Annotated in this window: 27 protein-coding genes; 19 read left to right on the top strand and 8 right to left on the bottom strand. The window is 42.1% G+C overall.

Annotated features, from left to right (window positions below):
* From AB9K32_RS14345 to AB9K32_RS14335, 3 genes are all read left to right on the top strand, one after another.
* Positions 1 to 603: a carboxymuconolactone decarboxylase family protein gene (locus AB9K32_RS14345; protein ID WP_224836053.1), complete on the top strand. Its 603-nt coding sequence runs from the start codon at positions 1 to 3 to the stop codon at positions 601 to 603.
* Between the two features lie 90 nt (positions 604 to 693).
* Positions 694 to 1,284, top strand: a complete 591-nt coding sequence (locus tag AB9K32_RS14340; protein WP_369885561.1) for a hypothetical protein — start codon at positions 694 to 696, stop codon at positions 1,282 to 1,284.
* A 66-nt stretch (positions 1,285 to 1,350) separates the two neighbouring features.
* Positions 1,351 to 1,935, top strand: a complete 585-nt coding sequence (locus AB9K32_RS14335; RefSeq protein WP_252080933.1) for a Crp/Fnr family transcriptional regulator — start codon at positions 1,351 to 1,353, stop codon at positions 1,933 to 1,935.
* On the opposite strand, the gene rsmI is transcribed toward AB9K32_RS14335, so the two are convergent.
* Together rsmI and AB9K32_RS14325 are read right to left on the bottom strand one after the other, a co-directional pair.
* Complete coding sequence (rsmI, locus tag AB9K32_RS14330) at positions 1,932 to 2,606, bottom strand: 16S rRNA (cytidine(1402)-2'-O)-methyltransferase (protein WP_224836050.1); 675 nt, start codon at positions 2,604 to 2,606, stop codon at positions 1,932 to 1,934. The genes AB9K32_RS14335 and rsmI overlap by 4 nt on opposite strands.
* Before the next feature lie 47 nt (positions 2,607 to 2,653).
* Positions 2,654 to 3,340, bottom strand: coding sequence for a hypothetical protein (locus AB9K32_RS14325; protein ID WP_369885560.1), 687 nt, complete (start codon positions 3,338 to 3,340; stop codon positions 2,654 to 2,656).
* A gap of 155 nt (positions 3,341 to 3,495) precedes the next feature.
* Between AB9K32_RS14325 and AB9K32_RS14320 the strand changes: the two genes are divergently transcribed.
* From AB9K32_RS14320 to AB9K32_RS14305, 4 genes are all read left to right on the top strand, one after another.
* On the top strand, positions 3,496 to 4,140 hold the full coding sequence (locus AB9K32_RS14320; RefSeq protein ID WP_252080941.1) for a thymidine kinase: 645 nt from the start codon (positions 3,496 to 3,498) through the stop codon (positions 4,138 to 4,140).
* Complete coding sequence (gene alr, locus AB9K32_RS14315) at positions 4,133 to 5,242, top strand: alanine racemase (protein ID WP_369885559.1); 1,110 nt, start codon at positions 4,133 to 4,135, stop codon at positions 5,240 to 5,242. Before AB9K32_RS14320 ends, alr begins: the two co-directional genes overlap by 8 nt.
* Before the next feature lie 75 nt (positions 5,243 to 5,317).
* Complete coding sequence (gene mscL / locus AB9K32_RS14310; RefSeq protein WP_224836046.1) at positions 5,318 to 5,725, top strand: large-conductance mechanosensitive channel protein MscL; 408 nt, start codon at positions 5,318 to 5,320, stop codon at positions 5,723 to 5,725.
* 191 nt (positions 5,726 to 5,916) lie between these two features.
* Positions 5,917 to 6,930 (top strand): aspartate-semialdehyde dehydrogenase, encoded by a 1,014-nt coding sequence (locus AB9K32_RS14305; protein ID WP_369885558.1) that lies wholly within the window; start codon positions 5,917 to 5,919, stop codon positions 6,928 to 6,930.
* Positions 6,931 to 6,963: 33 nt separating this feature from the next.
* Here the strand turns inward: AB9K32_RS14305 and AB9K32_RS14300 are convergent, their stop codons facing one another.
* Positions 6,964 to 7,695 (bottom strand): GLPGLI family protein, encoded by a 732-nt coding sequence (locus AB9K32_RS14300; protein ID WP_369885557.1) that lies wholly within the window; start codon positions 7,693 to 7,695, stop codon positions 6,964 to 6,966.
* 27 nt (positions 7,696 to 7,722) lie between these two features.
* Complete coding sequence (locus AB9K32_RS14295; protein ID WP_369885556.1) at positions 7,723 to 7,914, bottom strand: hypothetical protein; 192 nt, start codon at positions 7,912 to 7,914, stop codon at positions 7,723 to 7,725.
* A 217-nt stretch (positions 7,915 to 8,131) separates the two neighbouring features.
* Here AB9K32_RS14295 and AB9K32_RS14290 point away from each other — a divergent pair, with 217 nt between their 5' ends.
* The 4 genes from AB9K32_RS14290 to AB9K32_RS14275 all read left to right on the top strand — a co-directional run bounded on the left by AB9K32_RS14290 (position 8,132) and on the right by AB9K32_RS14275 (position 14,562).
* On the top strand, positions 8,132 to 10,288 hold the full coding sequence (locus AB9K32_RS14290) for a prolyl oligopeptidase family protein (protein ID WP_369885555.1): 2,157 nt from the start codon (positions 8,132 to 8,134) through the stop codon (positions 10,286 to 10,288).
* Between the two features lie 144 nt (positions 10,289 to 10,432).
* Positions 10,433 to 11,428 (top strand): sulfate/molybdate ABC transporter ATP-binding protein, encoded by a 996-nt coding sequence (locus AB9K32_RS14285; protein ID WP_369885554.1) that lies wholly within the window; start codon positions 10,433 to 10,435, stop codon positions 11,426 to 11,428.
* A complete protein-coding gene (arfB, locus tag AB9K32_RS14280; RefSeq protein WP_293298237.1) occupies positions 11,406 to 11,813 on the top strand; it encodes an alternative ribosome rescue aminoacyl-tRNA hydrolase ArfB in 408 nt (135 codons plus the stop codon). Before AB9K32_RS14285 ends, arfB begins: the two co-directional genes overlap by 23 nt.
* A 133-nt stretch (positions 11,814 to 11,946) precedes the next feature.
* Complete coding sequence (locus tag AB9K32_RS14275) at positions 11,947 to 14,562, top strand: M14 metallopeptidase family protein (protein WP_369885553.1); 2,616 nt, start codon at positions 11,947 to 11,949, stop codon at positions 14,560 to 14,562.
* Between the two features lie 171 nt (positions 14,563 to 14,733).
* Here the strand turns inward: AB9K32_RS14275 and AB9K32_RS14270 are convergent, their stop codons facing one another.
* Positions 14,734 to 15,489: a sulfite exporter TauE/SafE family protein gene (locus AB9K32_RS14270; RefSeq protein ID WP_369885552.1), complete on the bottom strand. Its 756-nt coding sequence runs from the start codon at positions 15,487 to 15,489 to the stop codon at positions 14,734 to 14,736.
* Between the two features lie 68 nt (positions 15,490 to 15,557).
* On the opposite strand from AB9K32_RS14270, the gene AB9K32_RS14265 reads away from it, so the two are divergent.
* Positions 15,558 to 17,360, top strand: coding sequence for a sodium:solute symporter family protein (locus tag AB9K32_RS14265; RefSeq protein ID WP_369885551.1), 1,803 nt, complete (start codon positions 15,558 to 15,560; stop codon positions 17,358 to 17,360).
* A 5-nt stretch (positions 17,361 to 17,365) separates the two neighbouring features.
* Here the strand turns inward: AB9K32_RS14265 and AB9K32_RS14260 are convergent, their stop codons facing one another.
* Positions 17,366 to 17,956: a riboflavin synthase gene (locus tag AB9K32_RS14260; protein WP_252080950.1), complete on the bottom strand. Its 591-nt coding sequence runs from the start codon at positions 17,954 to 17,956 to the stop codon at positions 17,366 to 17,368.
* Between the two features lie 58 nt (positions 17,957 to 18,014).
* On the opposite strand from AB9K32_RS14260, the gene pdxA reads away from it, so the two are divergent.
* From pdxA to AB9K32_RS14225, 7 genes are all read left to right on the top strand, one after another.
* Positions 18,015 to 19,067 (top strand): 4-hydroxythreonine-4-phosphate dehydrogenase PdxA, encoded by a 1,053-nt coding sequence (gene pdxA / locus AB9K32_RS14255; protein WP_338197399.1) that lies wholly within the window; start codon positions 18,015 to 18,017, stop codon positions 19,065 to 19,067.
* Positions 19,068 to 19,177: 110 nt separating this feature from the next.
* Positions 19,178 to 19,711 carry a DUF177 domain-containing protein gene (locus AB9K32_RS14250; protein ID WP_338197401.1) on the top strand — a complete coding sequence of 178 codons (534 nt, stop codon included), beginning with the start codon at positions 19,178 to 19,180 and terminating at the stop codon, positions 19,709 to 19,711.
* 7 nt (positions 19,712 to 19,718) lie between these two features.
* On the top strand, positions 19,719 to 19,919 hold the full coding sequence (gene rpmF, locus AB9K32_RS14245; RefSeq protein ID WP_100816683.1) for a 50S ribosomal protein L32: 201 nt from the start codon (positions 19,719 to 19,721) through the stop codon (positions 19,917 to 19,919).
* Between the two features lie 176 nt (positions 19,920 to 20,095).
* A complete protein-coding gene (locus AB9K32_RS14240; protein ID WP_369885550.1) occupies positions 20,096 to 21,091 on the top strand; it encodes a beta-ketoacyl-ACP synthase III in 996 nt (331 codons plus the stop codon).
* 26 nt (positions 21,092 to 21,117) lie between these two features.
* Positions 21,118 to 21,618 (top strand): acetyl-CoA carboxylase biotin carboxyl carrier protein, encoded by a 501-nt coding sequence (gene accB / locus AB9K32_RS14235; protein ID WP_338197404.1) that lies wholly within the window; start codon positions 21,118 to 21,120, stop codon positions 21,616 to 21,618.
* An 87-nt stretch (positions 21,619 to 21,705) separates the two neighbouring features.
* Entirely contained in the window at positions 21,706 to 23,064 is a 1,359-nt protein-coding gene (gene accC, locus AB9K32_RS14230; protein ID WP_224836033.1) for an acetyl-CoA carboxylase biotin carboxylase subunit, read from the top strand.
* Between the two features lie 33 nt (positions 23,065 to 23,097).
* On the top strand, positions 23,098 to 24,216 hold the full coding sequence (locus AB9K32_RS14225) for an FAD-binding oxidoreductase (RefSeq protein WP_338197406.1): 1,119 nt from the start codon (positions 23,098 to 23,100) through the stop codon (positions 24,214 to 24,216).
* Here AB9K32_RS14225 and AB9K32_RS14220 read toward each other — a convergent pair.
* Together AB9K32_RS14220 and AB9K32_RS14215 are read right to left on the bottom strand one after the other, a co-directional pair.
* Complete coding sequence (locus AB9K32_RS14220; protein ID WP_224836031.1) at positions 24,213 to 24,875, bottom strand: ABC transporter ATP-binding protein; 663 nt, start codon at positions 24,873 to 24,875, stop codon at positions 24,213 to 24,215. The genes AB9K32_RS14225 and AB9K32_RS14220 overlap by 4 nt on opposite strands.
* 1 nt (position 24,876) lies before the next feature.
* Entirely contained in the window at positions 24,877 to 26,373 is a 1,497-nt protein-coding gene (locus AB9K32_RS14215) for a serine hydrolase (protein WP_252080955.1), read from the bottom strand.
* Positions 26,374 to 26,376: the final 3 nt, after the last annotated feature.

The raw sequence follows: 26,376 nt of genomic DNA, 5'->3' as shown, positions 1-26,376 counted from the left end.
ATGGCCTTAGTAAATCCTCTATCCCCCGATCATGACTTGGAAACCAAACAACTGGCGGAGTTCTTTAACGAAACACTTGGGTTTTGCCCGAATTCCGTTTTAACCATGCAGCATAGGCCCGCTATTTCCAAGGCGTTTATCAACCTTAACAAAGCGGTTATGGCCAACGAGGGAAAGGTAACCTCTGCCCTTAAACGAATGATTGCCTGGGTAAGCAGCAACGCGACCGGATGCAGATATTGCCAAGCCCACGCCATACGCGCTGCGGAACGTTATGGCGCCGAGCAAGACCAACTTGAAAATATCTGGGAATATAGAACCCATCCTGCTTTTTCGGAAGCGGAAAGAGCCGCTTTGGATTTTGCGCTAGCTGCTTCTCAGGTTCCGAACACCGTAAACGCTGATATAAAAGAAAGACTCCATAAATATTGGAACGATGGCGAGATCGTTGAAATGATGGGTGTAATCTCTCTCTTTGGGTACCTGAACCGTTGGAACGACTCCATGGGCACCAATATTGAGAATGGCGCTGTGGAAAGTGCTGAAAAATACTTAGGTGAAGTAGGCTGGGAAAAGGGCAAGCACGATGGCAGCAAATATTGATATGTATATGATTTCTTGATCTGCATCAACATTTATGTGCTTGATTACCTTAAAATTTGTGGTTTTAAATCAACAACAATTTTTAAGCGTATGGCCAAGTTATTCCTAACACCTGAAAACCAAATTCAACGATTGAACATTGTGCTCAACAATGTGGTGTCCCTACAAGAACTCGATACAGATATGCTAACAAACGTATCGGTTCCGGATACATGGAGCATTATTGAAGTATTGGCACACTTAAATATTGCCTACGGCCCTTACCGAAATCAGTTAGATGAAGCAATTTCCAAAATGACCGATTCAAATGAAGAGCAAAAACCCTTTAGAGCCAGAACTTGGCAAAAAATGATCATTGAAATGCTACGTCCCAAAGGAACCCGAAGAAAATGGAAAATGAAGACCATGAAACGATTTGAACCCTTGTTGGACAGGAAAAATATGGGGAAGGAAAAAGTGAAAGATATTTTTCGTGAATTTTTTGAGCTTCATGGTCACCTGAAGCATTCAATCCTAAAAAGTAGAAATAAAGATATATCCAAAATTAAAATCACTTCAGGGATAGGACCCATTGTAAAGTTCTATCTACCGGAAAATTTTGAGTTTCTGTTGTGCCATTTGGAGAGGCATATGGTACAAATTGATGAAATTTTAAATCAACAGAAAGTCTTGACTCAGTAATTTATAGTGGGAAATTGCCCCAACTGTATTATTCCTATTTTTATGGAAACCAAGTGATTCTAAACAATGGAGGTCGAAGCATCCCTTATTTTGAAATCTTTCTTTTCAAATCTTGATTTATCGAAAGATGAAGAACAACATTTTACATCCCTTTGGACACTGAAATCATTTGATCAGTATGATATAATTACGGAAGCGGAAAGTATAGAGCGTAACTTTTATATTGTTCTGGAGGGTGTACAAGCAATCTATGTGCTAAATGAAAAAGGCGAAAAAGTGGTTTTGGGATTTTCCTACGCCGGAAGCCCTTCAGGAGTATTTGATTCCTTTGTAAGAGGAGAGCCCTCTAAAATTTTCTTGGAAGCTTTGAAACCATCTAAATTACTGGCTTTATGCAAACAGGACTATGATGAGATGTTCAAAAACCACCTCTCTTTTTATAAATGGGGACATCTTTTTTTCCAGGACGTGCTTTTTGGGCGATTGTCCAGAGAGGTGGAGCTTTTAACCCTTACGGCCGAGCAACGCTATGTTGCCTTTATGAAAAGATGCCCAGAAGAATTAAAGGTAATTCCACAAAAGTACCTGGCATCTTACCTCAACATGAAACCCGAGACTTTCAGCCGATTGAGGGCGGCCAATGTATATTAAGATTTCTTCCCGCCTACCACAATCACAAATTCGCCTTTGGGCGTCTTATTGTTAAAGTGCTCCAGTACCTCCGTAACCGTTCCGCGAACGGTCTCTTCGTATAATTTGGTCAATTCCCGGGATACGGAAATGGGTCTGTCTTCTCCAAAATACTCGGCGAAATGGGTCAAGGTTTTAAGGAGCTTATGGGGCGATTCGTAAAAAACCATAGTTCGGGTTTCTTCGGCAAGTTCCAAAAGTCGTGTCTGACGGCCTTTTTTTACAGGCAAAAATCCCTCAAAAACAAATCGGTCATTGGGCAATCCACTGTTCACTAAAGCAGGAACAAAGGCAGTTGCTCCGGGCAAACACTCTACTGCAATACCGTTTTCCACACAAGCACGGGTCAATAAAAATCCTGGATCGGAAATAGCCGGGGTGCCTGCATCGGATATGAGAGCGTAAGTTGTCCCTTCTTTCATTTTTTGTACCAACACATCCACCTGTTTATGCTCGTTGTGCATATGATGGCTCTGCAACGAGGTGTTGATTTCAAAATGCTTGAGGAGTTTTCCGCTGGTCCGGGTATCTTCTGCCAAGACCACATCGACCTCTTTAAGCACTTTAATGGCACGAAAGGTCATATCTTCCAAATTTCCGATCGGTGTAGGAACCAGATATAATTTTCCCATACCCAAAGTTACGGCCTTGAGATTAAATTCAGCTTGAAAAAATCAATTTAAGCGAACCGTCTTTCAATAAGTGCCACAAATCGGGCTTCGTACTCTTCCTTACCTTTCCAATTATTGTACTCGGGCTTAACCATATTGTTGATAAAAGCTATCGATCGCTCCTGTGAATCTATGGTGGTGAGTTGGGATAGCACCCGGGTGTAATCCTCCATACTGTTGTTGAACAGATGCTTTACAAATGCCAGCTTATCGTTGAGCCCTACCTGAAAATCTTTTGCCAACCTATCGTTTACGGACTTTGCAGATGGTGCAGAAACTGGACTGTTCTCTTGTGGTGCCAGATTTTCCTTGTCGTTCTTCATAAAGTTTGGCTTAGCCACAAACTCCGCGAACACACGTTCTAAATCTGCATTGGAAGGCATTTCGGAAACAATATCCTTAATGGTTTCCATGGATGGGGTGGTTATAATGTCCTCTTGGTGCGGATTGCTCTCGGGAACAGAGGTGTTTCCGCTCAAAACGGCGTTTGCCATTTTCTCGAATCTTGAGGCTATGACGTTCTGGGAAACATCGACCTCAACATCACTCAGTTTTTCATCGATAAACTTCAATACGGCCAATTTCTCATATATTTCTTTAGATCTATCATAAAGTGCCGCAAGATCGGTATCTTCCCTTGCCGTAATTATCTCGGTGGACAATTTGATCAACTCTTCCCTCAATTTCCGTATCATAGCTTTTATTCTTTACTATAAAAATAAAACGATTTTGCAAAAACCCTATCAACAAAAGGTTAAAATCTTATTGAAAACAAGGGTTCAATTTTTTAGTAGCTTTGTGCTCGTCCCATTATAACGGGAAAACAAACAATTTCTTTCAAAAATACGTTATGTTTCTCGAAAACACAGTAAACCATAAAGAACAATTTGGATGGATCGAGGTGATTTGCGGCTCCATGTTTTCGGGAAAAACAGAAGAGCTGATTCGACGTTTAAAACGGGCCCAGTTCGCCAAACAGAAAGTAGAGATCTTTAAACCGATCGTGGACACACGCTACCACGAAGAAAACGTTATTTCTCACGACTCCAACGAAATTAGATCTACTCCTGTGCCTGCAGCTGCCAATATTAGGCTTTTGGCAGACGATTGCGATGTGGTCGGAATCGATGAGGCGCAATTCTTCGATGAGGAAATTGTTACCGTTTGCAACGATTTGGCCAATAGAGGAGTCCGCGTTGTGGTCGCCGGATTGGATATGGACTTTAAAGGAAATCCCTTTGGCCCTATGCCCGCCTTAATGGCGACCGCCGAATATGTCACTAAAGTACACGCCGTTTGCACCCGAACGGGGAATTTGGCCAATTACAGTTTTAGAAAATCCTTAAACGACAACTTGGTGCTCTTGGGCGAAACCGAAGAATATGAACCCTTGAGCAGGGCTGCTTTCTACAAGGCCATGTTGCGCGAAAAAATAAAGGAAATGGATGTGGACACAGAAGAAGTAAGCGCCAAAAACAATAAATCGGATGAGTAAGGTAGGAGAAACCACCTTGGTTTTGGACCTGTTGGCACTAACGCACAACTACAACGTACTGCGATCCAAAATTGATCCAGATACAAAATTCTTAGGGGTCGTTAAAGCGTTTGCCTATGGGAGCGACATGGTGGCCATTGCAAAGAAATTAGAGGAACTAGGTGCCGATTATCTGGCCGTAGCCTACGTAAGTGAAGGAGTTTTACTTCGGGAATCAAATATAAAACTCCCTATTTTGGTTTTGCATCCATTGGCCTCAAATTTTGATGATTTGATCGCAAATCAATTGGAACCGAGCATCTATTCCATAAACATCCTGAACCAATTTCTAGACAGGGCAAAAGAAAAAAAACAAACGGATTATCCAATCCATATTAAATTCAATACCGGGCTGAACCGTTTAGGATTTTCTGAAGCAGATGTTGATTTTATCGTAGAAAAGACCAAAGAGAACGGGTGCATCAAAATTAAGTCTGTTTTTTCTCATTTGGTGGCCTCCGAAGATGCAAACGAACGGGTGTTCAGTTTAAAACAGATCAGCTCTTTCAAAAACATAAGCGATGCCATGACGGAAAAATTGGGCTATGGCCCCATCCGCCATATGTTGAACACATCGGGAATCATCAATTATCCCGAAGCACAATTTGAGATGGTCCGTAGTGGAATTGGTCTTTATGGCTATGGCAATCAAGCAGAAGTGGATGCACAACTACAACCTGTGGCAACCTTAAAAACCATAATCTCTCAAATTCACGAAATTGGACTCGATCAATCCGTAGGCTATAATCGAGCATTTAAAGCAACCTGTGCGATCAAAAGCGCTACTTTGCCCATAGGGCATGCAGATGGTATTGGCCGTCAGTATGGAAAAGGCAAGGGATTTGTTACCATTAATGGGGAAAAGGCTCCTATAATCGGAAATGTGTGTATGGATATGATCATGGTAGATGTCACGAAAATTGACTGCCAAGAGGGAGATGAAGCCATAATTTTTGGTTCCGAAAAATCTGCTGAACAATTGGCCTCCATGGCCAACACGATTTCTTATGAAATTCTTACCGCTATTTCTCAAAGAGTAAAAAGAGAGGTCTTAAATCAATAATTTGTTTGTGTTTTTAACCAAATGGACGGCTTTTTTGCTTAATTTGTTTCTGTATAACCAATACTTGACTATAAAATGGGATTTTTAAAAGAGTTTAAAGACTTTGCAATGAAAGGAAACCTGGTGGATATCGCCGTTGGTTTCGTTATGGGTGCTGCTTTTAAAGAAGTAGTGTCATCTTTTACCGGAGGAATTGTTTCTCCTTTGATCGGATTATTGTTCAACTCAGATTTCAACGATTTGAAATATGTGATCACTGAAGGCACACCAAATGATGCCGGAGAAATTGTAGGCGAAATTGCCGTATTGTACGGTTCGTTCTTAACCAATGTTATCGATTTTATTATCGTTGCTTTTGTTATGTTCCTTATTGTAAAAGGCGTAAACAAAATGAAGAAAAAAGAGGAACCTGCGCCAGAAGCTCCGAAAGGACCGTCCCAAGAGGAACTCTTGGCCGAAATCCGCGATTTGTTGAAAAAATAAAAATCGTTGGTGCTGAAAATAATTCAGCACTCCGCTACACCAGAATAACCTTTAAAAACCATCAATGTGTTTCGCCAATACATTGGTGGTTGTTTTATTTATAACGTTTTGTTATTTTTTTATAAATGAGGCTGCATATGCTTGTTTAAACCGCTGACTGAATTACCTTTGCTACAAGAAATAGTTTTAAGATGAAAGTAGCAGTTGTTGGAGCCACCGGAATGGTAGGCGAAGTTATGTTGAAAGTGTTGGAAGAACGTAATTTTCCAATAACCGAATTGTTGTTAGTTGCCTCTGAACGATCTATAGGCAAAAAACTTACCTATAAAAATGAAGAACACACCGTTATCGGTTTGTCAGATGCTGTAACTGCTCGACCCGATATTGCCATTTTTTCGGCCGGTGGAGACACTTCGCTCGAATGGGCGCCCAAATTTGCAGAAGTCGGAACTACGGTTATCGATAACTCCTCAGCTTGGCGTATGGACCCTACCAAAAAATTGGTGGTGCCAGAAATCAATGCCAGTGAATTGACCGCAGACGACAAAATCATAGCAAATCCCAACTGTTCCACCATTCAAATGGTGCTGGCTTTAGACCCTTTGCACAAAAAATACAAGATGAAACGTGTCGTAGTTTCCACCTATCAATCCGTTTCGGGAACAGGGGTCAAAGCTGTGGAACAAATGGAAAACGAAGCCGCGGGCATCGAAGGGGAAATGGCCTATCCCTACCCCATCAACCGGAATGCCTTGCCCCATTGCGACGTTTTCTTGGGAAACGGGTATACCAAAGAAGAGATGAAACTGGCTCGAGAGCCTCAAAAAATATTGGACGACCGCACTTTTTCCGTTACCGCGACCGCTGTACGTATTCCAACCGCTGGCGGGCACTCCGAATCCGTAAATGTAGAGTTTCACAACGACTTTGATTTGGCCGAAGTTCGAAAGCTCCTCAGTGAAACCCCCGGTATCGTAGTGCAGGACAATCCAGAAACAAACACTTACCCCATGCCTGTTTTTGCCAACGGGAAGGACGATGTTTTTGTTGGTAGAATTAGAAGGGACGAGACGCAACCCAACACATTGAACATGTGGATCGTGGCGGACAACCTAAGAAAAGGGGCTGCAACCAATGCAGTGCAGATTGCGGAGTATTTGGTAGAGAACAATCTGGTTTCGAATACATCTGAAGCTTTTTCTTAATTTTCAAATAAAACGAAAGGGTAAAGTATAGAGTCAATGTGGCATCTGTGCTTTAACCCTTTTTTTATAGATACTGTCATACTCTTTCTGGCCAATAACATCACCTTTTATTGGGTTTTCAACTTGAACTTCCTTTCCAAGGTCCAAGGCTTCCAATACCACACTTCTTCCCTTTAAATCCAACTGAAGCACCAAACCAGGGAGTCCAACGGCCTCAAAAGGCCCTGTCCTAACTGGTATTTCGGGGCAATACCATGCAACTACTTCCGTTTCAAAATTCTCATAGTTTTTGGACATCGCATATCGCTTCCCTATGGCCTTGTAGCAGTCATATCCGGATATTTGCTTTTTCTCCTCTACCAATTCCCAATTCATGTCTTTGAAATAGGTCTTGACCTGAAAATCCTTACCCAATAAAGGTTTTTGTTCAATTAAATATGCTTCTTTTAAATTGGTATAATACAATTTATTACCATCGTATACTATCATAGCCATTTTCACTGCAGAAGCACTTTTATCTAATGGTAAGTTTTTAACGAGGGAAAAAGCGGATGCATCTTGATTAAAAAGAAGTTCAAATTGCAATTTTTGCGCCTGTCTTATAGTCTCATCAATACTCCTTTTATAGGTATTATAAATTTCCTTTGCTTCATTGTTGGTATATTTTTGTTCCACCGCCAATTTATATTTGGCCACCCCCATATTTGCCTGAGCCCATATCAAGAAAGGAAAAAACATTGCTCCCAATAAAAGGGTTCGAATCATTTTTATGTCTTGCATTCAACCAATATCTTAGTAAGCCTGTTCTATACAATCTCCATAAGCAGCAAAATAAACAGCGTAGTAATCTGTTCCACTTAATAGTTGATTGAATGTAGCTATTTTATGGGCATAATCACTGCATACGGTAAAGTACGCTTCACTTTCAGCACTTACAAAACTCATACTGAAAATCGCAACTAACAATAAAATAAATTTTTTCATATTGTAAGATTTTATTGGTTAGCTCAATATTAAAAAAAACAACTCCCAAAATTTCCCTGAATTGACAAATGCCCATTTTCAATTGACCAACACCCTTTTTAAATTGACCAAGGGTAATTTAGCTGCTTTTAGAAGGTTAAAAAGCGTTATGTAGAGAATTCAGTTTTTACAAAACCCAATATTCATTGTATTTTTAACGGAATCAATCCGATAAAACATGAAAAACATTAGTCTGTTGGCTGCTTTGGTTTTGTTTGCAGCCTGCCAAGAAACTACAAAACAAAGAGAATCTATTACCGTGACCTACCCCACTACCAAAAAAGTTGATACCGTAGATAATTACTTCGGTACAGAAGTTCCCGACCCATACCGTTGGTTGGAGGATGATCGCAGCGAAGAAACCGAAGCATGGGTAAAACAGCAAAATGCTACGACCTTTGGTTATTTGGATAAAATTCCATTCCGCAAGGATCTTAAAAACCGACTGGAAAAACTTTGGAACTACGAAAAAGTAGGCTCCCCATTCAAAGAAGGAGATTATACCTATTACTACAAAAACAACGGTCTACAGAACCAATACGTGGTTTACCGTAAAAAAGGCGATGGTAAAGAAGAAGTCTTTTTGGATCCTAACACTTTTTCCGAGGATGGCACCACATCACTGATGGGCCTAAGCTTTACCAAAGACGGTTCCAAAGCCGCCTATCTTATTTCCGAAGGAGGAAGCGATTGGCGAAAGGGTATTGTGATCAATGCCGAATCCATGGAAATCGTTGAAGACACTTTGGTTGATATCAAGTTCAGTGGAATTTCGTGGAAAGGAAACGATGGTTTCTTTTACTCTAGTTACGACAAACCTGAAGGAAGCGAGCTTTCAGCAAAAACGGACCAACACAAATTGTATTACCACAAATTGGGAACACCACAGTCTGAAGATAAGATCATCTTTGGTGGAACTGATGAGGAAAAACACCGTTACGTAGGTGGTTATGTTTCGGAAGATCAGAAGTATTTGTTCATTTCCGCTTCGGTATCAACATCGGGCAATAAATTGTTTCTGATGGACCTCTCCCAAGATAATCCTGAACTAGTGACTATTTTGGACGACACTGATTCCGATACTTATGTTATCGAAAACGAAGGGTCAAAACTCTATTTGGTAACCGACCGTGAGGCTCCCAACAAAAAGGTGGTCGTTGTAGATGCATCCAACCCTACTCCCGATAATTGGGAAGACCTTATCCCAGAAACCGAAAATGTTTTGACCGCAGGTACCGGTGGTGGATATTTCTTTACCGAATACATGGTAGATGCCATCTCTAAAGTGCTCCAGTACGATTACAATGGAAAATTAATCCGAGAAGTTGAGTTGCCCGGCGTAGGAAGCGCAGGTGGGTTTGGTGGCAAAAAGGAGGACAAAGAATTCTACTTCTCCTTTACCAATTACAATACACCTGGTTCACTATACAAATACAATGTAGAGACTGGGGAGTACGAGCAATATTGGAAGCCTCAGATTGATTTTGATCCGGACAACTACGAATCAAAACAAGTTTTCTACAACTCTAAGGACGGCACTAAAGTGCCTATGATCATTACCTATAAAAAAGGAACGGAACTTAACGGAAAAAACCCGACCATCCTATACGGCTATGGCGGTTTTAATGTGAGCCTTACACCCTCTTTCAGCATAGTAAATGCTGTTTGGATGGAGCAAGGCGGCGTGTATGCCGTTCCCAACCTAAGAGGAGGTGGGGAGTACGGCAAAAAATGGCACGATGCGGGCACCAAGCTTCAAAAACAGAATGTGTTCGACGACTTCATCGCCGCTGCCGAATATTTGATCGAAAACAAATACACCTCAAAAGAATATTTGGCCATCCGTGGAGGATCTAATGGTGGTCTTTTGGTGGGTGCAACCATGACCCAGCGCCCCGATCTAATGCAAGTGGCTTTGCCTGCCGTAGGTGTAATGGACATGTTACGCTATCACACGTTTACTGCTGGTGCAGGATGGGCCTACGATTATGGAACTTCCGAGGATAACGAAGAAATGTTCAACTACATTAAAGGATATTCTCCCGTGCACAACGTAAAAGAAGGTACTGCCTACCCAGCTACTTTGGTCACTACCGGAGATCACGATGATCGCGTGGTTCCAGCGCACAGTTTTAAATTTGCTGCCGAATTACAGGAAAAACAAGCCGGAGACCAACCTACTTTGATCCGAATCGAGACCAATGCAGGACATGGAGCGGGCACCCCGGTAAGCAAGACCATTGAACAGTATGCCGACATCTTCGGGTTTACGCTGTTCAATATGGGATTTGATGAATTGCCCAACCAAGCAGTGCTCAAAGAGTTTAAAGATTGACATATTATAGGCTGTTCAGAAAGTAACTTAAAACGTCATTCTGAATTTATTACAGAATCTTATACATTAAAAACAACATAATGTGAGAACCTGAAACAAGTTCAGGTTGACAAACATAGCTTCTGAACAGCTTTTTACACGTTTATGCTAAAAGTTCAAATAAATTCTTTCGGTTATAAAAACCGGGCCATTTTAAAGGATATTGCTTTTGACGTTGCTCCAGGGGAGCATGTGGCCTTAATGGGCGAAAGCGGCTCTGGAAAAAGCACCTTGCTGAAAATCATCTACGGGCTGCTCCATGTAGAAGAAGGCTCTGTTTTTTGGGGCGAAAAAGAAGCTCTTGGACCCAATTTTAATCTGGTTCCCGGAGAGCCATACATGAAATATTTGGCCCAAGATTTTGATTTGATGCCATTCATCTCCGTAGAAGAAAATATAGGTCAGTTCCTTTCTGTTTTTGAGCGGGAAACACACGAGGAAAGAATCAACGAATTGTTGGAGCTTATCGAAATGAAGCCTTATGCCAAGACCAAAGTAAAATTTCTCAGTGGAGGCCAACAGCAGCGCGTGGCACTGGCCCGGGTATTGGCGCAAGAACCAGAAATCTTGCTTTTGGACGAACCTTTTGGCCATATCGATAACTTTAAACGCAGTTCCCTTAGGAGAAATCTTTTTTTATACCTAAAAAAACAAGGCATTACCGTACTTACGGCAAGCCACGACCCCAGTGATGTACTTCCCTTCGCTGAGCGCACCCTTATCTTGGAAAACGGTACAATAATCGCCAATGAAATCACCAAAGACCTGTACAACAATCCACCCAATTATTACACGGCCTCTTTGTTCGGACAAGTGAACCAAGTGCCCATGAAGTTATTGAAATCCTATTCCGAAATTGATAAATCGGTGTTGGTCTATCCACACGAATTTAAGTTTTCCGATTCTTCGGGTCTACAAGTGGAGGTAAGACAAAGTTTTTTTAGTGGCGGCCATTACCTGAATGAAGGTACAGCTATTGACGGAACCATCATTTTCTTCAACTCCGAGAAAAAACAGGAGGAAGGAACAACCATTTTTCTTAATGTATCTTTGAAGACCATTAACAAAAGGCTTCAGGTTGGACAAAAAACAAATTCATAGGGAACTTCAGTTCAAGGCCATGCGAAGCAGTGGTGCCGGTGGGCAACACGTAAACAAAGTTTCTTCGAAAGTGGAACTCACTTTTAATATTTCTACTTCGCAAGGACTATCCGATAGGGAAAAACAACGGATACTTCTTAAACTACAATCCCGACTTACCCAAGATAGCGCTTTAATTTTGCAATGCGACGAAGCTCGCAGTCAACACCGCAACAAAGACCTTGTAGTCAAACGTTTTTTCGACATGCTAAAAAATGCATTGATAATCCCTAAAAAGCGAAAAGCGACCAAACCCACCAAAACTTCTAAAGAAAAACGGTTAAAGTCCAAAAAGAAAACCGCAGAGAAAAAGATATCCCGTAAGCGTCCCGATTTGGGAAACTGATAATTTTTCAGTTATTAACTCACAGAATTACCAACCCTTCAAAAAAAACATCTGTGATAAATTGATATCATATCCATTTAATTTCCTCAATACAAATGCTTAAATTTCAAGCATATTAAACTAATTCACTAAAATGATTTCTAAAACTAAAAAGTTAAAAACACTGCTGTACACCACCGTTTTGTTTTTGTTCTGTGCTGCATTTTCCATAGCCCAGAATGTTCCCAAACCAGAAGATGTATTTGGATTTAAAGTAGGTGCTGACTACAAGCTAGCTGATTATTCACAGATTGAAGATTACCTATCCAAATTGGATGATGCATCCAACCGGGTAAAAAAAATTGAGATTGGCGAAACTGTTTTAGGTCGCAAAATGTACCTATTATTTGTTTCCACTGAAGAAAACTTGGCACAGTTGGATAAATGGAAGGATATCAGCACCAAATTGGCGCGTGTGCAAGTGGGCGAACAAGAAGCCGTAAAACTATCTGAAGAAGGAAAAGCCATTGTTTGGGTGGATGGCGGAATGCACTCCACTGAGCTAGCTCACGGACAAATGACTTCCGAATTGGCATACACCTTGGCAACTTCTGAATCTGCTGAAATTCGGAAAATACGGGAAAATGTAATTACTCTTATTATGCCCGTAATGAATCCTGATGGCCTGGACATTGTTGTGGACTGGTACCGCAAAAATTTAGGAACACCTTACGAAACATCTCGCCCCCCGATTCTTTACCATTACTATATGGGGCACGACAATAATCGTGATTGGTTCATGAACAATATGCCCGAAACCTACAATGTTACCAAAATACTGTACAACGAATGGTATCCGCAGATTGTTTATAATCACCATCAGACTTCACCATCCTGGACCAAGATCTCATTGCCACCATATGCCGATCCGGTAAATCCAAGAATACATCCGGCAATTACCGCTGGGGTTAGCGAAGTTGGCTCAGCAATGACCAAACGCTTTTCGCTGGAAAACATGCCCGGCGCCATTGCGGACAATTTTTACACCATGTTCTGGAACGGAGGTGGACGTACCGTGCCCTATTACCATAATATGATAGGGATTTTGACCGAAACAGGGCATGCCTCCCCCACACCACGATATTACGACCCTGAGAAATTGCCCAAGACCGTAGCCGGAGGAACACCTACCGATGGCACCGACATTATGTACCCAGACCCATGGAAAGGTGGGGAGTCTCATTTTAGGGATGCTGTTGATTATATGTTGACCGCAACATGGGCCACTCTGGACCTTGCTGCCGACCGTAAGAGCAACTACCTGTACAACATCTACAAAATGGGTAAATCTTCTGTGGATAAAGGCAAAACAGAAGGTCTGTATGCTTACATTATCGGTAAAGAACAATGGGATTCCTTTGAGGCCGTAAATTTGGTAAATGTTTTGCTCAGAGGCGGAATCGAAGTCCAAAGAGCCACCAAGGATTTTACGGTGAACGGTGTAGAATACGAAAAAGGTTCTTACGTAATCTATACCGCACAGGCGTTTAGACCGTACTTGCTAGACCTCATGGAAAAGCAAAACTACCCCACCCGCTTTCAATATCCGGGCGGTCCTCCGGACACCCCTTATGATTTGGCAGGATGGACATTGCCCATGCAAATGGGGATTGAGGTCGCTAAAATAGAAAAGCCTTTTAAAGCACCTACCGAAAAAGTATCGGGCTTGGTTAACTATTACGAAGGTACCTTAAACCGAAATGGTTCCTTCGGATATGCACTTAACGTAAACACCAATGCCTCCGTAATCGCAACAAACAAAATACTAAAGGCAGGAGGTACGGCACACAAGAGCATGACCGAGTTTAAAGCGGGCAAGAAAACCTTTCCGGCAGGATCCTACATTGTTTCTGGAGATAAGGAATTGATGGAATCACTAGCAGATGAATTCGGATTGGAATTCACTGGACTGTCCGCAAAACCAGAAGTACAACTCAAAAAAATCCATTTGCCCAAAGTAGGTTTGTACAAGTCTTGGGTGGCCAATATGGATGAAGGTTGGACACGCTTTATCATGGACGAATATGAGTTTGATATGGATACCTTGCACGATGCCGACATAAAAACCAAGGATTTATCGCAGTATGATGCCATTATTATCCCATCGCAAAGAGCAAGCTCCATTTTGCACGGACACAATACAATGAGCATGCCCGAGAAATTCACGGGAGGAATTGGGCTTAAAGGAACATTGGCGTTGAGCAACTATGTTGAGGAAGGCGGAACCTTGATTGCTTTTGATGCCGCCAGTGATTTTGTGATAGAACAATTTGGGTTGCCATTGCGCGATGCCGTAAAAGGCACCGACAACAACGATTTCTTTATTCCCGGCTCCTTGATCAAGGCCGGAGTGGATACTTCTCATCCGTTGGCCTTCGGTATGAAGGACACCGTTGCCGTTTCCTTTAACAGGAGCAGGGCCTTTACCATAAACAAACAGAGAAAAACGGGCGAAGGCGGAAAAGAGGACATTAAAGATGCCTCTGCCCCCGAAGTCGAAGTTATTGTTAACTATGCTGCAAAAGATCTGTTGATGAGCGGCTGGGCCATGGGCGAAAATCGCTATATAGCAAAAAAGCCTGCCATGGTAAAAGCCAAGTACGGAAAAGGTGCGGCCATCTTGTTTGCCTTCCGTCCGCAATTTAGGGCACAGCCACGCGGCACTTACAAATTGATCTTTAATGCGATTTATGAAGGTGCTTCGGAATAGAAATATACAACACATATTTTAAGAGAAAAGCCGTATCAAATTGATACGGCTTTTTTTTCACCGCTATAACCGCGTCATTCTGAATTCATTTCAGAATCTCACTGCATTCATAAAACAAATGGACATGAGAACCTGAAACAAGTTCAGGTTGACAAAAATGGATTTAGTATCTCATCTAAACAAAATTGCCACCGCACCAATGCCAGTAACAATCAAAATAAAGCGTTTGTAATTTTTTTCGTTGATCTTCTTCACCAAAAAAACACCTAAGATCAAACCGGCTCCAATTGCCGGCAATAATCTCAAATTAATCAATAGGCTATCTGCCGAGATGGTTTTCCAAACAAAAACATGAAAAGGCAGTTTAAACAGGTTGGTAATAAAAAACAGCCATGCCGCCGTGCCCACAAATTCATTTTTTGGCAATCGCATGGCCAAAAAGAAAATATTGGTAAATGCCCCCGCCAAATTCCCAATCATGGTACAAATCCCGGCCAAAACGCCCATGGAGCCGGAAAACAACCAATGGGTAGGGACCTTTTTGGACTTCCTGCGATCCCACCAGATCAGCATCCCCAAACTAATAAATATCACTACCACCATGCCCCATTTAAATTCGCGCTCCGGCAAATCTTTTCCAATAAATACCCCGGCCAAGATCCCCAAGATCATCCATGGAATAAATTTTATAATGTATTTCCATTGGGTATGCCGGTTGTAATAGACCACGGCAAAAACATCGCCCACGATCAACAAGGGAATAAAGAGCCCCGTAGATGCCCGCGAACCGAAAGCCAATGCCATAAGGGTTACATTAAAAATGGACATCCCTTTAAGTCCGGCCTTGGAAACACCCATTAAAAAAGCCGCTGTAGCGGCCATGGCCCAAGCAGTAACAGATATATCGGAAAAAGCAGAGAGAAGCATGTAGCATTTTTAGAGGTACACAAAAGTAACCCAAAAAAGCTATCTTTAACTCCAGCCAAACCAAGCAAATGAAACTAGAACTTTTAGATTACATCATCATTTTTGGGTTTTTTGCCCTTGTTCTCTTTATTGGAATATACGTATCCAAAAAATCTGGCAAAAACACGGCTGAGTACTTTTTATCGGGGCGCAGCATGCCTTGGTGGCTTTTAGGGTTCTCGATGGTGGCTACCACTTTCTCTACCGACACCCCCAACCTGGTAACGGATTTTGTACGTACGGACGGTGTATCCGGAAACTGGGGTTGGTGGGCCTTTTTACTTACCGGCCTGCTCACGGTTTTTGTATATGCCAAACTATGGAGAAAATCCAATGTCGCTACCGATATGGAGTTTTATGACCTTAGATATGGAGGAAAACCTGCTCATTTCTTAAGAGGTTTCCGGTCTTTATATCTTGGTGTGGTCTTTAATGTAATGGCCATGTCGGCCGTAACCTTGGCCGCTATCAAAATTGGGCAGGTAATGCTCGGTCTGGAGCCTGTTGAAACCGTTCTTATCGGTGGGACCGTAACTGTGGTCTTTAGTGCCATTGGAGGGTTTAGAGGCGTGGTCTACACAGATTTCATTCTGTTTTTTGTTGCTATGGGCGGTGCCATTGGAGCCGCGGTATATTTGGTGAATATGCCAGAAGTTGGTGGGCTGGACAATATTTTGGCCAATACACAGGTACAGGAAAAAATGTCGATACTTCCCGATTTTTCGGATACCGATGCTTTGATAAGTTTATTGATCATACCCCTAGCGGTCCAATGGTGGAGTGCTTGGTACCCCGGCGGTGAACCTGGCGGAGGCGGTTATATTGCACAACGTATGCTGGCCGCAAAAAATGAAAACCATGCCATTGGAGCAACCTTTTTCTTCAACATTTTGCATTATGCCCTTAGACCCTGGCCATGGATATTGGTAGCATTGGCGTCTATTGTTGTATTTCCGGATTTGGAAAGTATCCGGCAAGCCTTTCCCGATGTGCCGGAAAACATCCTCAAAAATGATCTGGCCTACTCTGCCATGCTTACCATGCTGCCCACAGGACTATTGGGACTGGTATTGGCATCGTTGGGAGCGGCATATATGTCAACCATCTCCACCCACCTTAATTGGGGATCCTCTTATATTGTGAATGATTTTTACAAACAGCAGGTCAACAAAAAAGCTTCCGAAAAAAAGTTGGTTAATGTGGGACGGATTTCCACGGTCGTCCTGATGGTCCTGAGCAGTCTATTCGCTTTGGAACTTAGCAATGCGACCCAGCTATTCGATATAATCATTATGTTCGGGGCAGGTACTGGACTTATCTTTTTATTGAGATGGTTCTGGTGGCGAATAAATGCGTGGAGCGAAATAGTGGCAATGTTCTCATCCGGAATTATTTCAATAGTATTCTGGCAATATGAAGATGTCCTCTTTTTATCAGACGGGGCTCCTTTCCCCACATGGAGCAAATTTCCACTGGTTGTTCTTATTACCACTATTTTATGGTTAGCCACTACATTTTTGACCAAACCAGAAGAAAACAAAGTGCTCTACCGTTTCTACAAAATCACAAAACCTGGTGGCCCAGGATGGAAAAAGCTTCATGAAGAAGCTAGGGCCGAAGGCATTTCTTTGGATGATGAAAATGTGAAATGGAGCGTCCCATCCGGTGTTTTGGCCATGATCGTTGGTTGTATTTTGGTTTATGGTTGTCTTTTTGCTACCGGAAATTGGATCTACGGCAATTATCCTTTGGCCATGGGGCTCAGTATCTTGGTATTGGTAGCCACATTCATACTTTTGAGAATTTGGCGGGGAATGAAAAATGTATTCTAATCGACTTAGTCTCGCAGTTCCAATAACCTCGAAACATACTTTCCGACCACATCAAACTCCAAGTTTACGGTAGAACCTACTTTGTAGGCATGAAATCGGGTGTGTTCGTAAGTGTAGGGAATAATTGCGACACTAAAGCTGTTCTTCTGTGAGTTTACCACTGTTAAACTTACACCGTCCACGGTAATGGATCCTTTTTCTATGGTCACATTGTTTACATGGGGATTGTACTCAAAAGTGTAGATCCAGCTTCCGTCTTTTTGATCAATGGATTGGCAAACGGCCGTTTGATCTACGTGGCCCTGCACAATATGACCGTCCAATCGGGCGCCCAACACCATAGCTCGCTCTAAATTTACCTCATCGCCAACTTTTAACTCGCCCAAATTGGTTTTGCTCAAGGTTTCCTCGATAGCCGTTACGGTATAATTATCCCCGTCCAAGGACACTACGGTGAGGCAGACCCCATTGTGCGAAACACTTTGGTCTATCTTCAACTCCGAGGTAATCTCGGCCCTAACGGTAATATGGAGATTCCCCCCATCCTTTTCTATCTTTTCAACCTTACCCAAAGTCTCAATGATCCCTGTGAACATGTGTATTATTAATTGACTAGTTTTGTAATGCAAAAGTAGCCATAACAGCGTTCATTTTATGAAGGAAAATCAAAAAATAAAGTTAGGGATCTCTATTGGGGACATTAATGGAATTGGGTGCGAAGTGGCACTAAAAACGTTTGAAGACCCTCGTATGTTGGACTTTTGCACGCCGGTATTCTTTGCGTCCAATAAAACTATTTCACAACAGATCAAAGATTTGGGCCTTAACATAAAATTCAATGGTGTTAGGGATGCCGATCAAGCACTGGAAGGCAAAATCAACATAGTAAATGTTTGGAAAGAGATGCCGAACATTGCCTATGGGGAGGCTACAAAGCAAGGGGGCGATTATGCCATACGCTCCCTACGAGCGGCCGTTGCTGCTTTGAAAGAGGATAAAATCGATGTGTTGGTAACGGCGCCCATCAACAAAAACAACATACAATCGGAGGACTTTAATTTCCCCGGCCATACGGATTTCCTTGCCCAAGAACTTAAAGGTGAAAGCTTAATGTTTATGGTAACCTACGAGTTGCGCGTTGGTTTGTTAACCGACCACATCGCCGTTAAAGATGTGGCCAAAACCATTACGCCTAAACTTATCCGTAACAAAATTGCCATTATGGAGAAATCCTTAAAAATGGATTTTGGGATTCGACGGCCCAAGATTGCAATGTTGGGAATCAATCCGCATTCCGGAGACAATGGGACCATAGGTGAAGAAGATGATAAAGTACTTAAGCCAACGATACAAGAACTTTTTAACAAAGGTACTTTGGTTTATGGCCCTTATTCCGCAGATAGCTTTTTTGGCTCCGATAACCATAAGGGGTTTGATGCCGTTTTGGCAGCCTATCACGACCAAGGTTTGATCCCTTTTAAGACGCTTTCCTTTGGAAAGGGAGTAAATTACACGGCCGGATTGGATAAGGTAAGGACTTCTCCCGACCATGGAACTGCCTATGAGATAGCAGGAAAAGGAATGGCCGACGAAAGCTCTTTTAAAGAGGCGGTATTTACTGGAATCCAAGTGTTTAAAAACAGGACCGAATACTTGGACTTGCACAAAAACCCGTTGCAAAAACAAAAAATGAAGCGTGGCGATTAAAAAGTTAGAAGCAATTTGGATATTTGTTGTTGTAAGAATTGCAGTTTTGTAAATTAGTAGTATCTTTGCACCCGCCTTTAAAGGCTGGTACACAAACCTTAAGTGTAGAAATGATGAAGCTGAAAGAGTATATGATCCCTTTTTCAGGTCTGAAGCTGGGAGAAAATAAATTTGTGTACGAAATCGATGATGCGTTCTTTGAATCTTTTGACTACCAAGAATTTAACGGAGCTTCCGTTCGTGTAGATGCCATTTTGGAAAAAATGAGCACCATGATGGAACTACGGATAAAAGCCAAGGGAACTGTAAATGTGGATTGCGATCTAACTGGCGAACCTTTCGACCAGCCTATCGACTCCGATTTAAAGCTCGTCGTCAAATTTGGCGAAGAGTACAACGATGAAGATGATGAAATCTTGATCATTCCCCATGGCGAACACCAGTTCAACATTGCACAGTATATTTATGAGATGCTGGTACTGGCCGTCCCACAAAAAAGGGTTCATCCCGGTGTGGAAGACGGTTCGCTCCAATCGGATATCTTGGACAAGCTGGAAGAGCTTCAGCCAAAAGAGAAAACCACATCATCAGAAAAAACAGATCCCAGATGGGACGATTTAAAAAAGTTACTAACGGATAAATAGGTTAATAATGGCACATCCTAAGAGAAAAATATCGAAAACCAGAAGGGATAAAAGAAGAACCCACTACAAAGCAGTTGCGCCAACAATTGCCAAAGACTCAACAACAGGTGAAATGCACTTGTTCCACAGAGCTCACTGGCACGAAGGTAAATTGTACTACCGAGGCCAAGTGTTAATAGACAAAACTGAAGAGGAAACTGCGGCCTAACCGCAACTCCCTTAAAATAAAGCAACTCCCGTTGAATAATTAACGGGAGTTTTTTTATGCGCCCATATTAACACCCCCAAAATCGGTTAATTTTACCCGTAAAGTCATATAAAATGACTAATTTTCACCGCTTTTGGGTCAAATTTCAATGTTTTTGACAATAAAGAGAGGCTAAAATGAAGAAAACAACGGCAGCGATAACAGCTGTAGGAGGATACCTTCCAGATTTTGTTCTTTCCAATAAAGTATTGGAAACCATGGTGGATACCAACGACGAGTGGATCACCACCAGAACGGGAATAAAGGAAAGACGAATCCTAAAAGAAGAGAACGCGGGCACATCTTTTATGGCTATAAAGGCCGCAGAAGATTTGCTTAAAAAACGAGGTGTCGATGCTTCCGAAATAGATATGGTCCTGGTTGCCACAGCAACTCCGGATATGCCAGTAGCAGCTACTGCCGCTTTTGTAGCTTCGGAAATCGGTGCGACAAACGCATTCGCTTATGATCTGCAAGCTGCCTGTTCCAGTTTTTTATATGGCATGTCCACCGCGGCCAGTTATATAGAGTCTGGCAGGTATAAAAAAATATTACTGATCGGGGCCGATAAAATGTCGTCCATAATAGACTATACCGATAGAACCACCTGTATAATTTTTGGTGATGGTGCCGGAGCGGTTCTCTTTGAACCGAACGATGAAGGATTGGGACTACAGGACGAATATTTGCGATCCGATGGCATAGGGCGTCAGTTTTTAAAGATAGATGCAGGAGGTTCCATTATGCCTGCTTCGGAGGAAACCGTTAAAAACAAACAACATTATGTTTTTCAGGATGGTAAATCCGTTTTTAAGTTTGCCGTTTCCAATATGGCCGATGTTTCCGCATTGATCATGGAGCGTAACAACCTGAGCAAGGATGATGTGCAATGGTTGGCACCTCACCAGGCCAACAAACGGATTATCGACGCCACGGCCAACCGAATGGGCCTGGAGCCCGAAAAGGTTCTCATGAACATAGAACGTTACGGAAATACAACATCCGCTACATTACCTTTGTTGCTTTACGATTTCGAAAAGCAATTAAAAAAGGGAGACAATATTATTTTCGCCGCTTTTGGTGGAGGTTTTACATGGGGTTCCATTTATCTTAAATGGGCCTATAACTCTTAATCACACAACTAACTAAATTATAATCCATGGACATTAAGGAAATTCAAAGTTTGATCAAGTTTGTGGCCAAATCGGGTGCCAGCGAGGTAAAGTTGGAAATGGAGGACATTAAGATCACCATTCGAACAGGAAGCAACGACTCCAGTACACCAGAAACCACAATCGTACAACAGATTCCCGTAGCCCAAGCGCCTACAGCAGCTGCGCCAGTCGCAACACAGGCCGCACCGCAGGAAGCAGTGGCACCATCACCATCAGCTCCAGGTAAAGCCGATGATGACTCAAAATACATTACCATTAAATCCCCCATCATAGGAACATTCTACAGGAAGCCATCTCCGGACAAACCACCGTTCGTTGAAGTTGGCAGCACTATAAACCAAGGCGATGTTCTTTGTGTGATAGAGGCGATGAAACTTTTTAACGATATCGAATCAGAAGTTTCCGGTAAGATAGTTAAGATATTGGTTGACGATTCCTCTCCTGTTGAGTTTGACCAACCATTGTTCTTGGTAGACCCATCGTAGTAAATTTTAGATGATATAGCTTGAGCAACGCCAATGTTGCTCGGGACCATTTAAAATTTTATCATTCAAAATTTAAGATTGTGCTCTATGTTTAAAAAAGTATTGATTGCGAATAGGGGTGAAATTGCCTTGAGGATCATTAGAACCTGCAAGGAAATGGGCATTAAAACAGTTGCCGTTTACTCCAAGGCCGATGAAGAGAGTCTTCATGTGCGCTTTGCAGACGAAGCTGTTTGTATTGGCCCAGCACCCAGTAGCGAATCTTACCTCAAGATTCCAAATATTATAGCGGCCGCGGAAATAACCAACGCCGATGCCATACATCCAGGATACGGTTTTCTATCCGAAAACTCTAAATTCTCCAAGATCTGTGCAGAGCACGATATTAAGTTTATCGGTGCCTCTGGCGAGCAAATAGACAAAATGGGAGATAAGGCGACCGCTAAAGAAACCATGAAAAAAGCCGGTGTTCCCACCGTGCCAGGTTCCGAAGGCTTGCTCAAAGATGTAGATCATGCCAAAAAGGAGGCCAAGAAAATGGGGTATCCTGTGATGATCAAAGCTACAGCCGGTGGTGGTGGTAAAGGTATGCGCGCCATTTGGTCCGAAGACGAGATGGAAAAAAACTTTAACAGCGCCGTTACAGAAGCAACTGCTGCCTTTGGCAACGGTGGCATGTATATGGAAAAGTTGATCGAAGAACCCCGCCATATCGAAATTCAAGTAGTGGGGGATCAGTATGGAAAAGCCTGCCATTTATCGGAAAGGGACTGTTCCGTACAACGTAGGCATCAAAAACTTACCGAAGAGACCCCTTCTCCGTTTATGACGGACAAGCTGCGAGAAGATATGGGAAAGGCCGCTGTAAAGGCCGCGGAGTTTATTAAATACGAAGGAGCGGGCACCATAGAGTTTTTAGTGGACAAGCACCGAAACTTCTACTTTATGGAAATGAACACCCGTATTCAGGTAGAACATCCTATAACCGAACAAGTCGTGGACTACGATTTGATCCGCGAGCAAATATTGGTCGCTGGCGGTGTACCTATCTCGGGCAAAAACTACTATCCCAAGTTACACTCCATAGAGTGCCGGATCAATGCCGAAGACCCTTATAACGACTTTAGACCATCTCCGGGAAAAATCACTACCCTGCACACGCCAGGTGGTCACGGAGTTCGTCTGGATACCCACGTGTACAGTGGTTATATGATTCCTCCGAATTATGATTCCATGATCGCCAAGTTGATTACCACTGCCCAAACTCGAGAGGAGGCCATCAACAAAATGAGAAGGGCCTTGGACGAATTTGTAATCGAAGGGATAAAAACTACGATTCCATTCCATCGTCAGTTGATGGACCATCCAGATTATTTGGCCGGTAATTATACCACCAAGTTTATGGAAGATTTTAAAATGGATCCAAAATATAAACAAGAACATTAAGCTAAGCCCCGATCAATTCGGGGTTTTTTAGTTATGGATTTAAGTTATTGGGAATATAAAAGCTGGTTTTCCAACGTTGATTTTACTGTAGTTGGCAGTGGGATCGTTGGAATTAATTGCGCTGTCCGTTTAAAGGAAAAATATCCCAAAAGCTCTATCTTGATTTTAGAAAAAGGAAGTCTTCCACAGGGTGCCAGCACTAAAAATGCGGGGTTTGCCTGCTTCGGGAGTGCTTCAGAAATATTATCGGACCTGCAGCATCATACGGAGCAGGAAGTAGTGGAATTGGTCCAAAAGCGAAACAAAGGAATTCAAAGACTACGTAAACTACTTGGCGATACGGCCATAGATTTTCAATTGCACGGCAGTCACGAGCTTTTTCCTTTAGGAAAAACGCAGTTGTTCGATAAATGTTTGGAGTCCATCCCATACCTCAACGGTCTCATGGAACCCATATTTGGGAAAGGTCCGTTTGTGACCAACGACAATAGCTTCAATTTTGGGAAAATCCAGAATAAATATATCACCCATACAGAGGAAGGACAATTGGATACCGGAAAAATGATGCGCTCCTTGATCCAAAAATGCTTGTCCATGGAAATACCGATCATAAATGGGGTTTTGGTTGAAGAGGTGGTCGATTTGCAAAACAGAGCTATCATAAAAACGCCCGGTTTCGAATTTACAACCAAGAAAGTATTTGTTGCTACCAATGGATTTGCTTCCAAATTGCTCAAATCTGATACCGTTCTGCCTGCCAGGGCACAGGTGTTGGTCACAGAGCCTATTAAAGACCTACCTATAAAAGGTACCTTTCATTTTGATGAAGGTTACTATTATTTCAGGAACATAGAGAATAGGATCTTGTTCGGGGGCGGAAGAAATCTTGATTTTGATGCGGAAGAGACCGTTGAATTTGGACAAACGGACCTTATCCAAAATCAATTGGAAGTTTTGCTTAAAACCATGATCTTGCCCAATCAACCCGTAAAAATTGACCGTAGGTGGAGCGGAATAATGGGGGTGGGTAAACAAAAAACACCTATTATCAAGCCCGTTTCCAATTCCGTTTACTGCGGTGTACGTTTGGGTGGAATGGGCGTAGCCCTAGGGAGTCTAGTAGGAGAAGAATTGGCCGATCTGGCCGATTAAACCATTCTTCCGTCCAACAAATTAATGATCCTGGAACCGTATTCCGCATTTTTCTCAGAGTGCGTCACTTGAATTATGGTTACCCCGTCATCATTCAATTGTTTAAAAAGCTCCATGATTTCTTCTCCTTGGGTTGAGTTTAGGTTGCCCGTAGGCTCATCTGCCAAGATCAATTTAGGGTTGGATATAAGCGCTCTGGCCACTCCGACCAGCTGTTGTTGTCCTCCACTCAATTGTGCGGGAAAAAGATCTTTTTTTCCAACAATATTAAAACGGTCCAACATATCGGCAACCATTGCCTTGCGTTCGGAGCCTTTTATCTTTTTATAGATAAGCGGCATTTCCAGGTTTTCCTTTACGGTGAGGTCATCCAGTAAATGATAGGACTGGAACACAAAACCGATATATTGTTTGTACAGGTTTGATCTGTGTTTTTCTTTTAATGAATGTACGGATTCGTCCATAAAATTATACTCGCCCTCATCAAAGGTATCGAGCATCCCGATGACGTTTAGCAATGTGGATTTACCGGAGCCCGATGGTCCCATTACCGAAATAAACTCTCCTTCCTGTACTTCGAGGTTTATGTCCTTGAGCAAAAAAAAGCGTTGACCCCCTGAATGGACCCATTTAAATATGTTGTTAAGTTGTAGTAGCATGTTATTTCTTATTTAGTTGTTCTATCCTTTTAGTTGCATTATCGCACCAGTAGCAATTAGATTCGGGCTTAAGTTCCAAGGCTTTTTTATAGCTTTTTAATGAGTTAACCGTGTCGTTTATCAAAAAATAGCCTTCTCCCAAGGTATCCCATAGGTTTCCGTCTTCGGGGAAAAGCTCGGTATTCAATTTTAAAAGTGCTATGCCCCAATTTATGTCCAAATCTTCCGAAACCTGCTTAAATCCAATACGGTTCAACAATGCCTTTTCCTTTATTGGCGCTCCTGTTCGCTTTTCTATAAACCCTGGCAATTCGCTCAATTTATTAGGTGTATTTGTCCTTATAAAATCAAAAACCAATTCATATGAGTTTTTTGGTATAGGATCGGGATCATAATCTTTATCCGTCGCCATTGATGCAATTTCCCACGCAACATTCTCCGATTGTGGATTTAAAATACTGCTCGACAATGCAATAATTACCATATCGTCCTCAACAAATCTGAGGAAGTCCGCAAAGTAAATGCCATTGCTGCCGTTGTGTGCAACAATTTTTGAGTTGTTCTGTGTATTGAATATCGCCCAACCATACCCATAAAAGGAACTGTTTGATTCATTCTCGGACACATATGGGTACTCCATCATTTTTTTGGATTCGGCAGAAAGTACTGTGTTTTTTTCCAATGCCAGGTGCCAAGTATATAAATCTTCTACCGTAGAGTATATATCGCCTTTTCCGATACTGTACCAATGATCATTGTTCGCGGGCAAATACTGTTGTGTTATCCCCCAATCTTTCCATTGCCCTGTGGTGTAATGGTAATAATACCCGTGAGCAATTCGCTCGCTATTAAACCCAATTCCTTTGTACCCGGTATGGTTCATTTGTAAAGGTTCCCAAAAGTTGATTCTTAAAAATGATTCATAATCCATTTGGGAGACTTTCTCAATAATAGCGGCCAACATTATGTAATTGGCATTGGCATAGGTGTGCTTGGTTCCGGGGGCATACATTAGCTTGGATGTAAAAAACTCCTTTAAAAAGGCTTCTTTTTTAGCTGGGTCGTATCTAAAACCTCCTGTACTTGGTGATATACCAGATGTCTGTACAAGTAATTGATGAACGGTAATATTCTTCTTATCGATGGGTGATTGAGGGAAGAACTTTTCAATTTTATCCGAAACATCCAACTTGCCATCTTCCATTAGCTTTAATATTGCCGCTGCGGTAAATTGCTTTGTCACAGAACCAATATTGAATACTGTAGATGGGGTGTTCTTAATTTTCAATTTTTTATCGGCCCAACCATACCCTTTTGAAAAAATAACCTTTCCTTTTTTGGCCACAAGTACACTTCCCGAATATCCATTGTTTTCACTTTGGCTCAAATAGTTATCAATTTTAAGCTCAAGTTCGTTTTTAGTAACGGGAGTTTGGCCAAAAGTAGTCACTACAAACAGTAATATCAGACCTATGGCTTGCAATACAGAGTATCTCATGTT

The organism is Allomuricauda sp. XS_ASV26 (genome assembly GCF_041224615.1).
Lineage (GTDB): Bacteria > Bacteroidota > Bacteroidia > Flavobacteriales > Flavobacteriaceae > Flagellimonas > Flagellimonas alginolytica.
The sequence above is the reverse complement of the archived record's forward strand: the minus strand, read 5'-3'. Positions and strand labels throughout refer to the sequence as shown.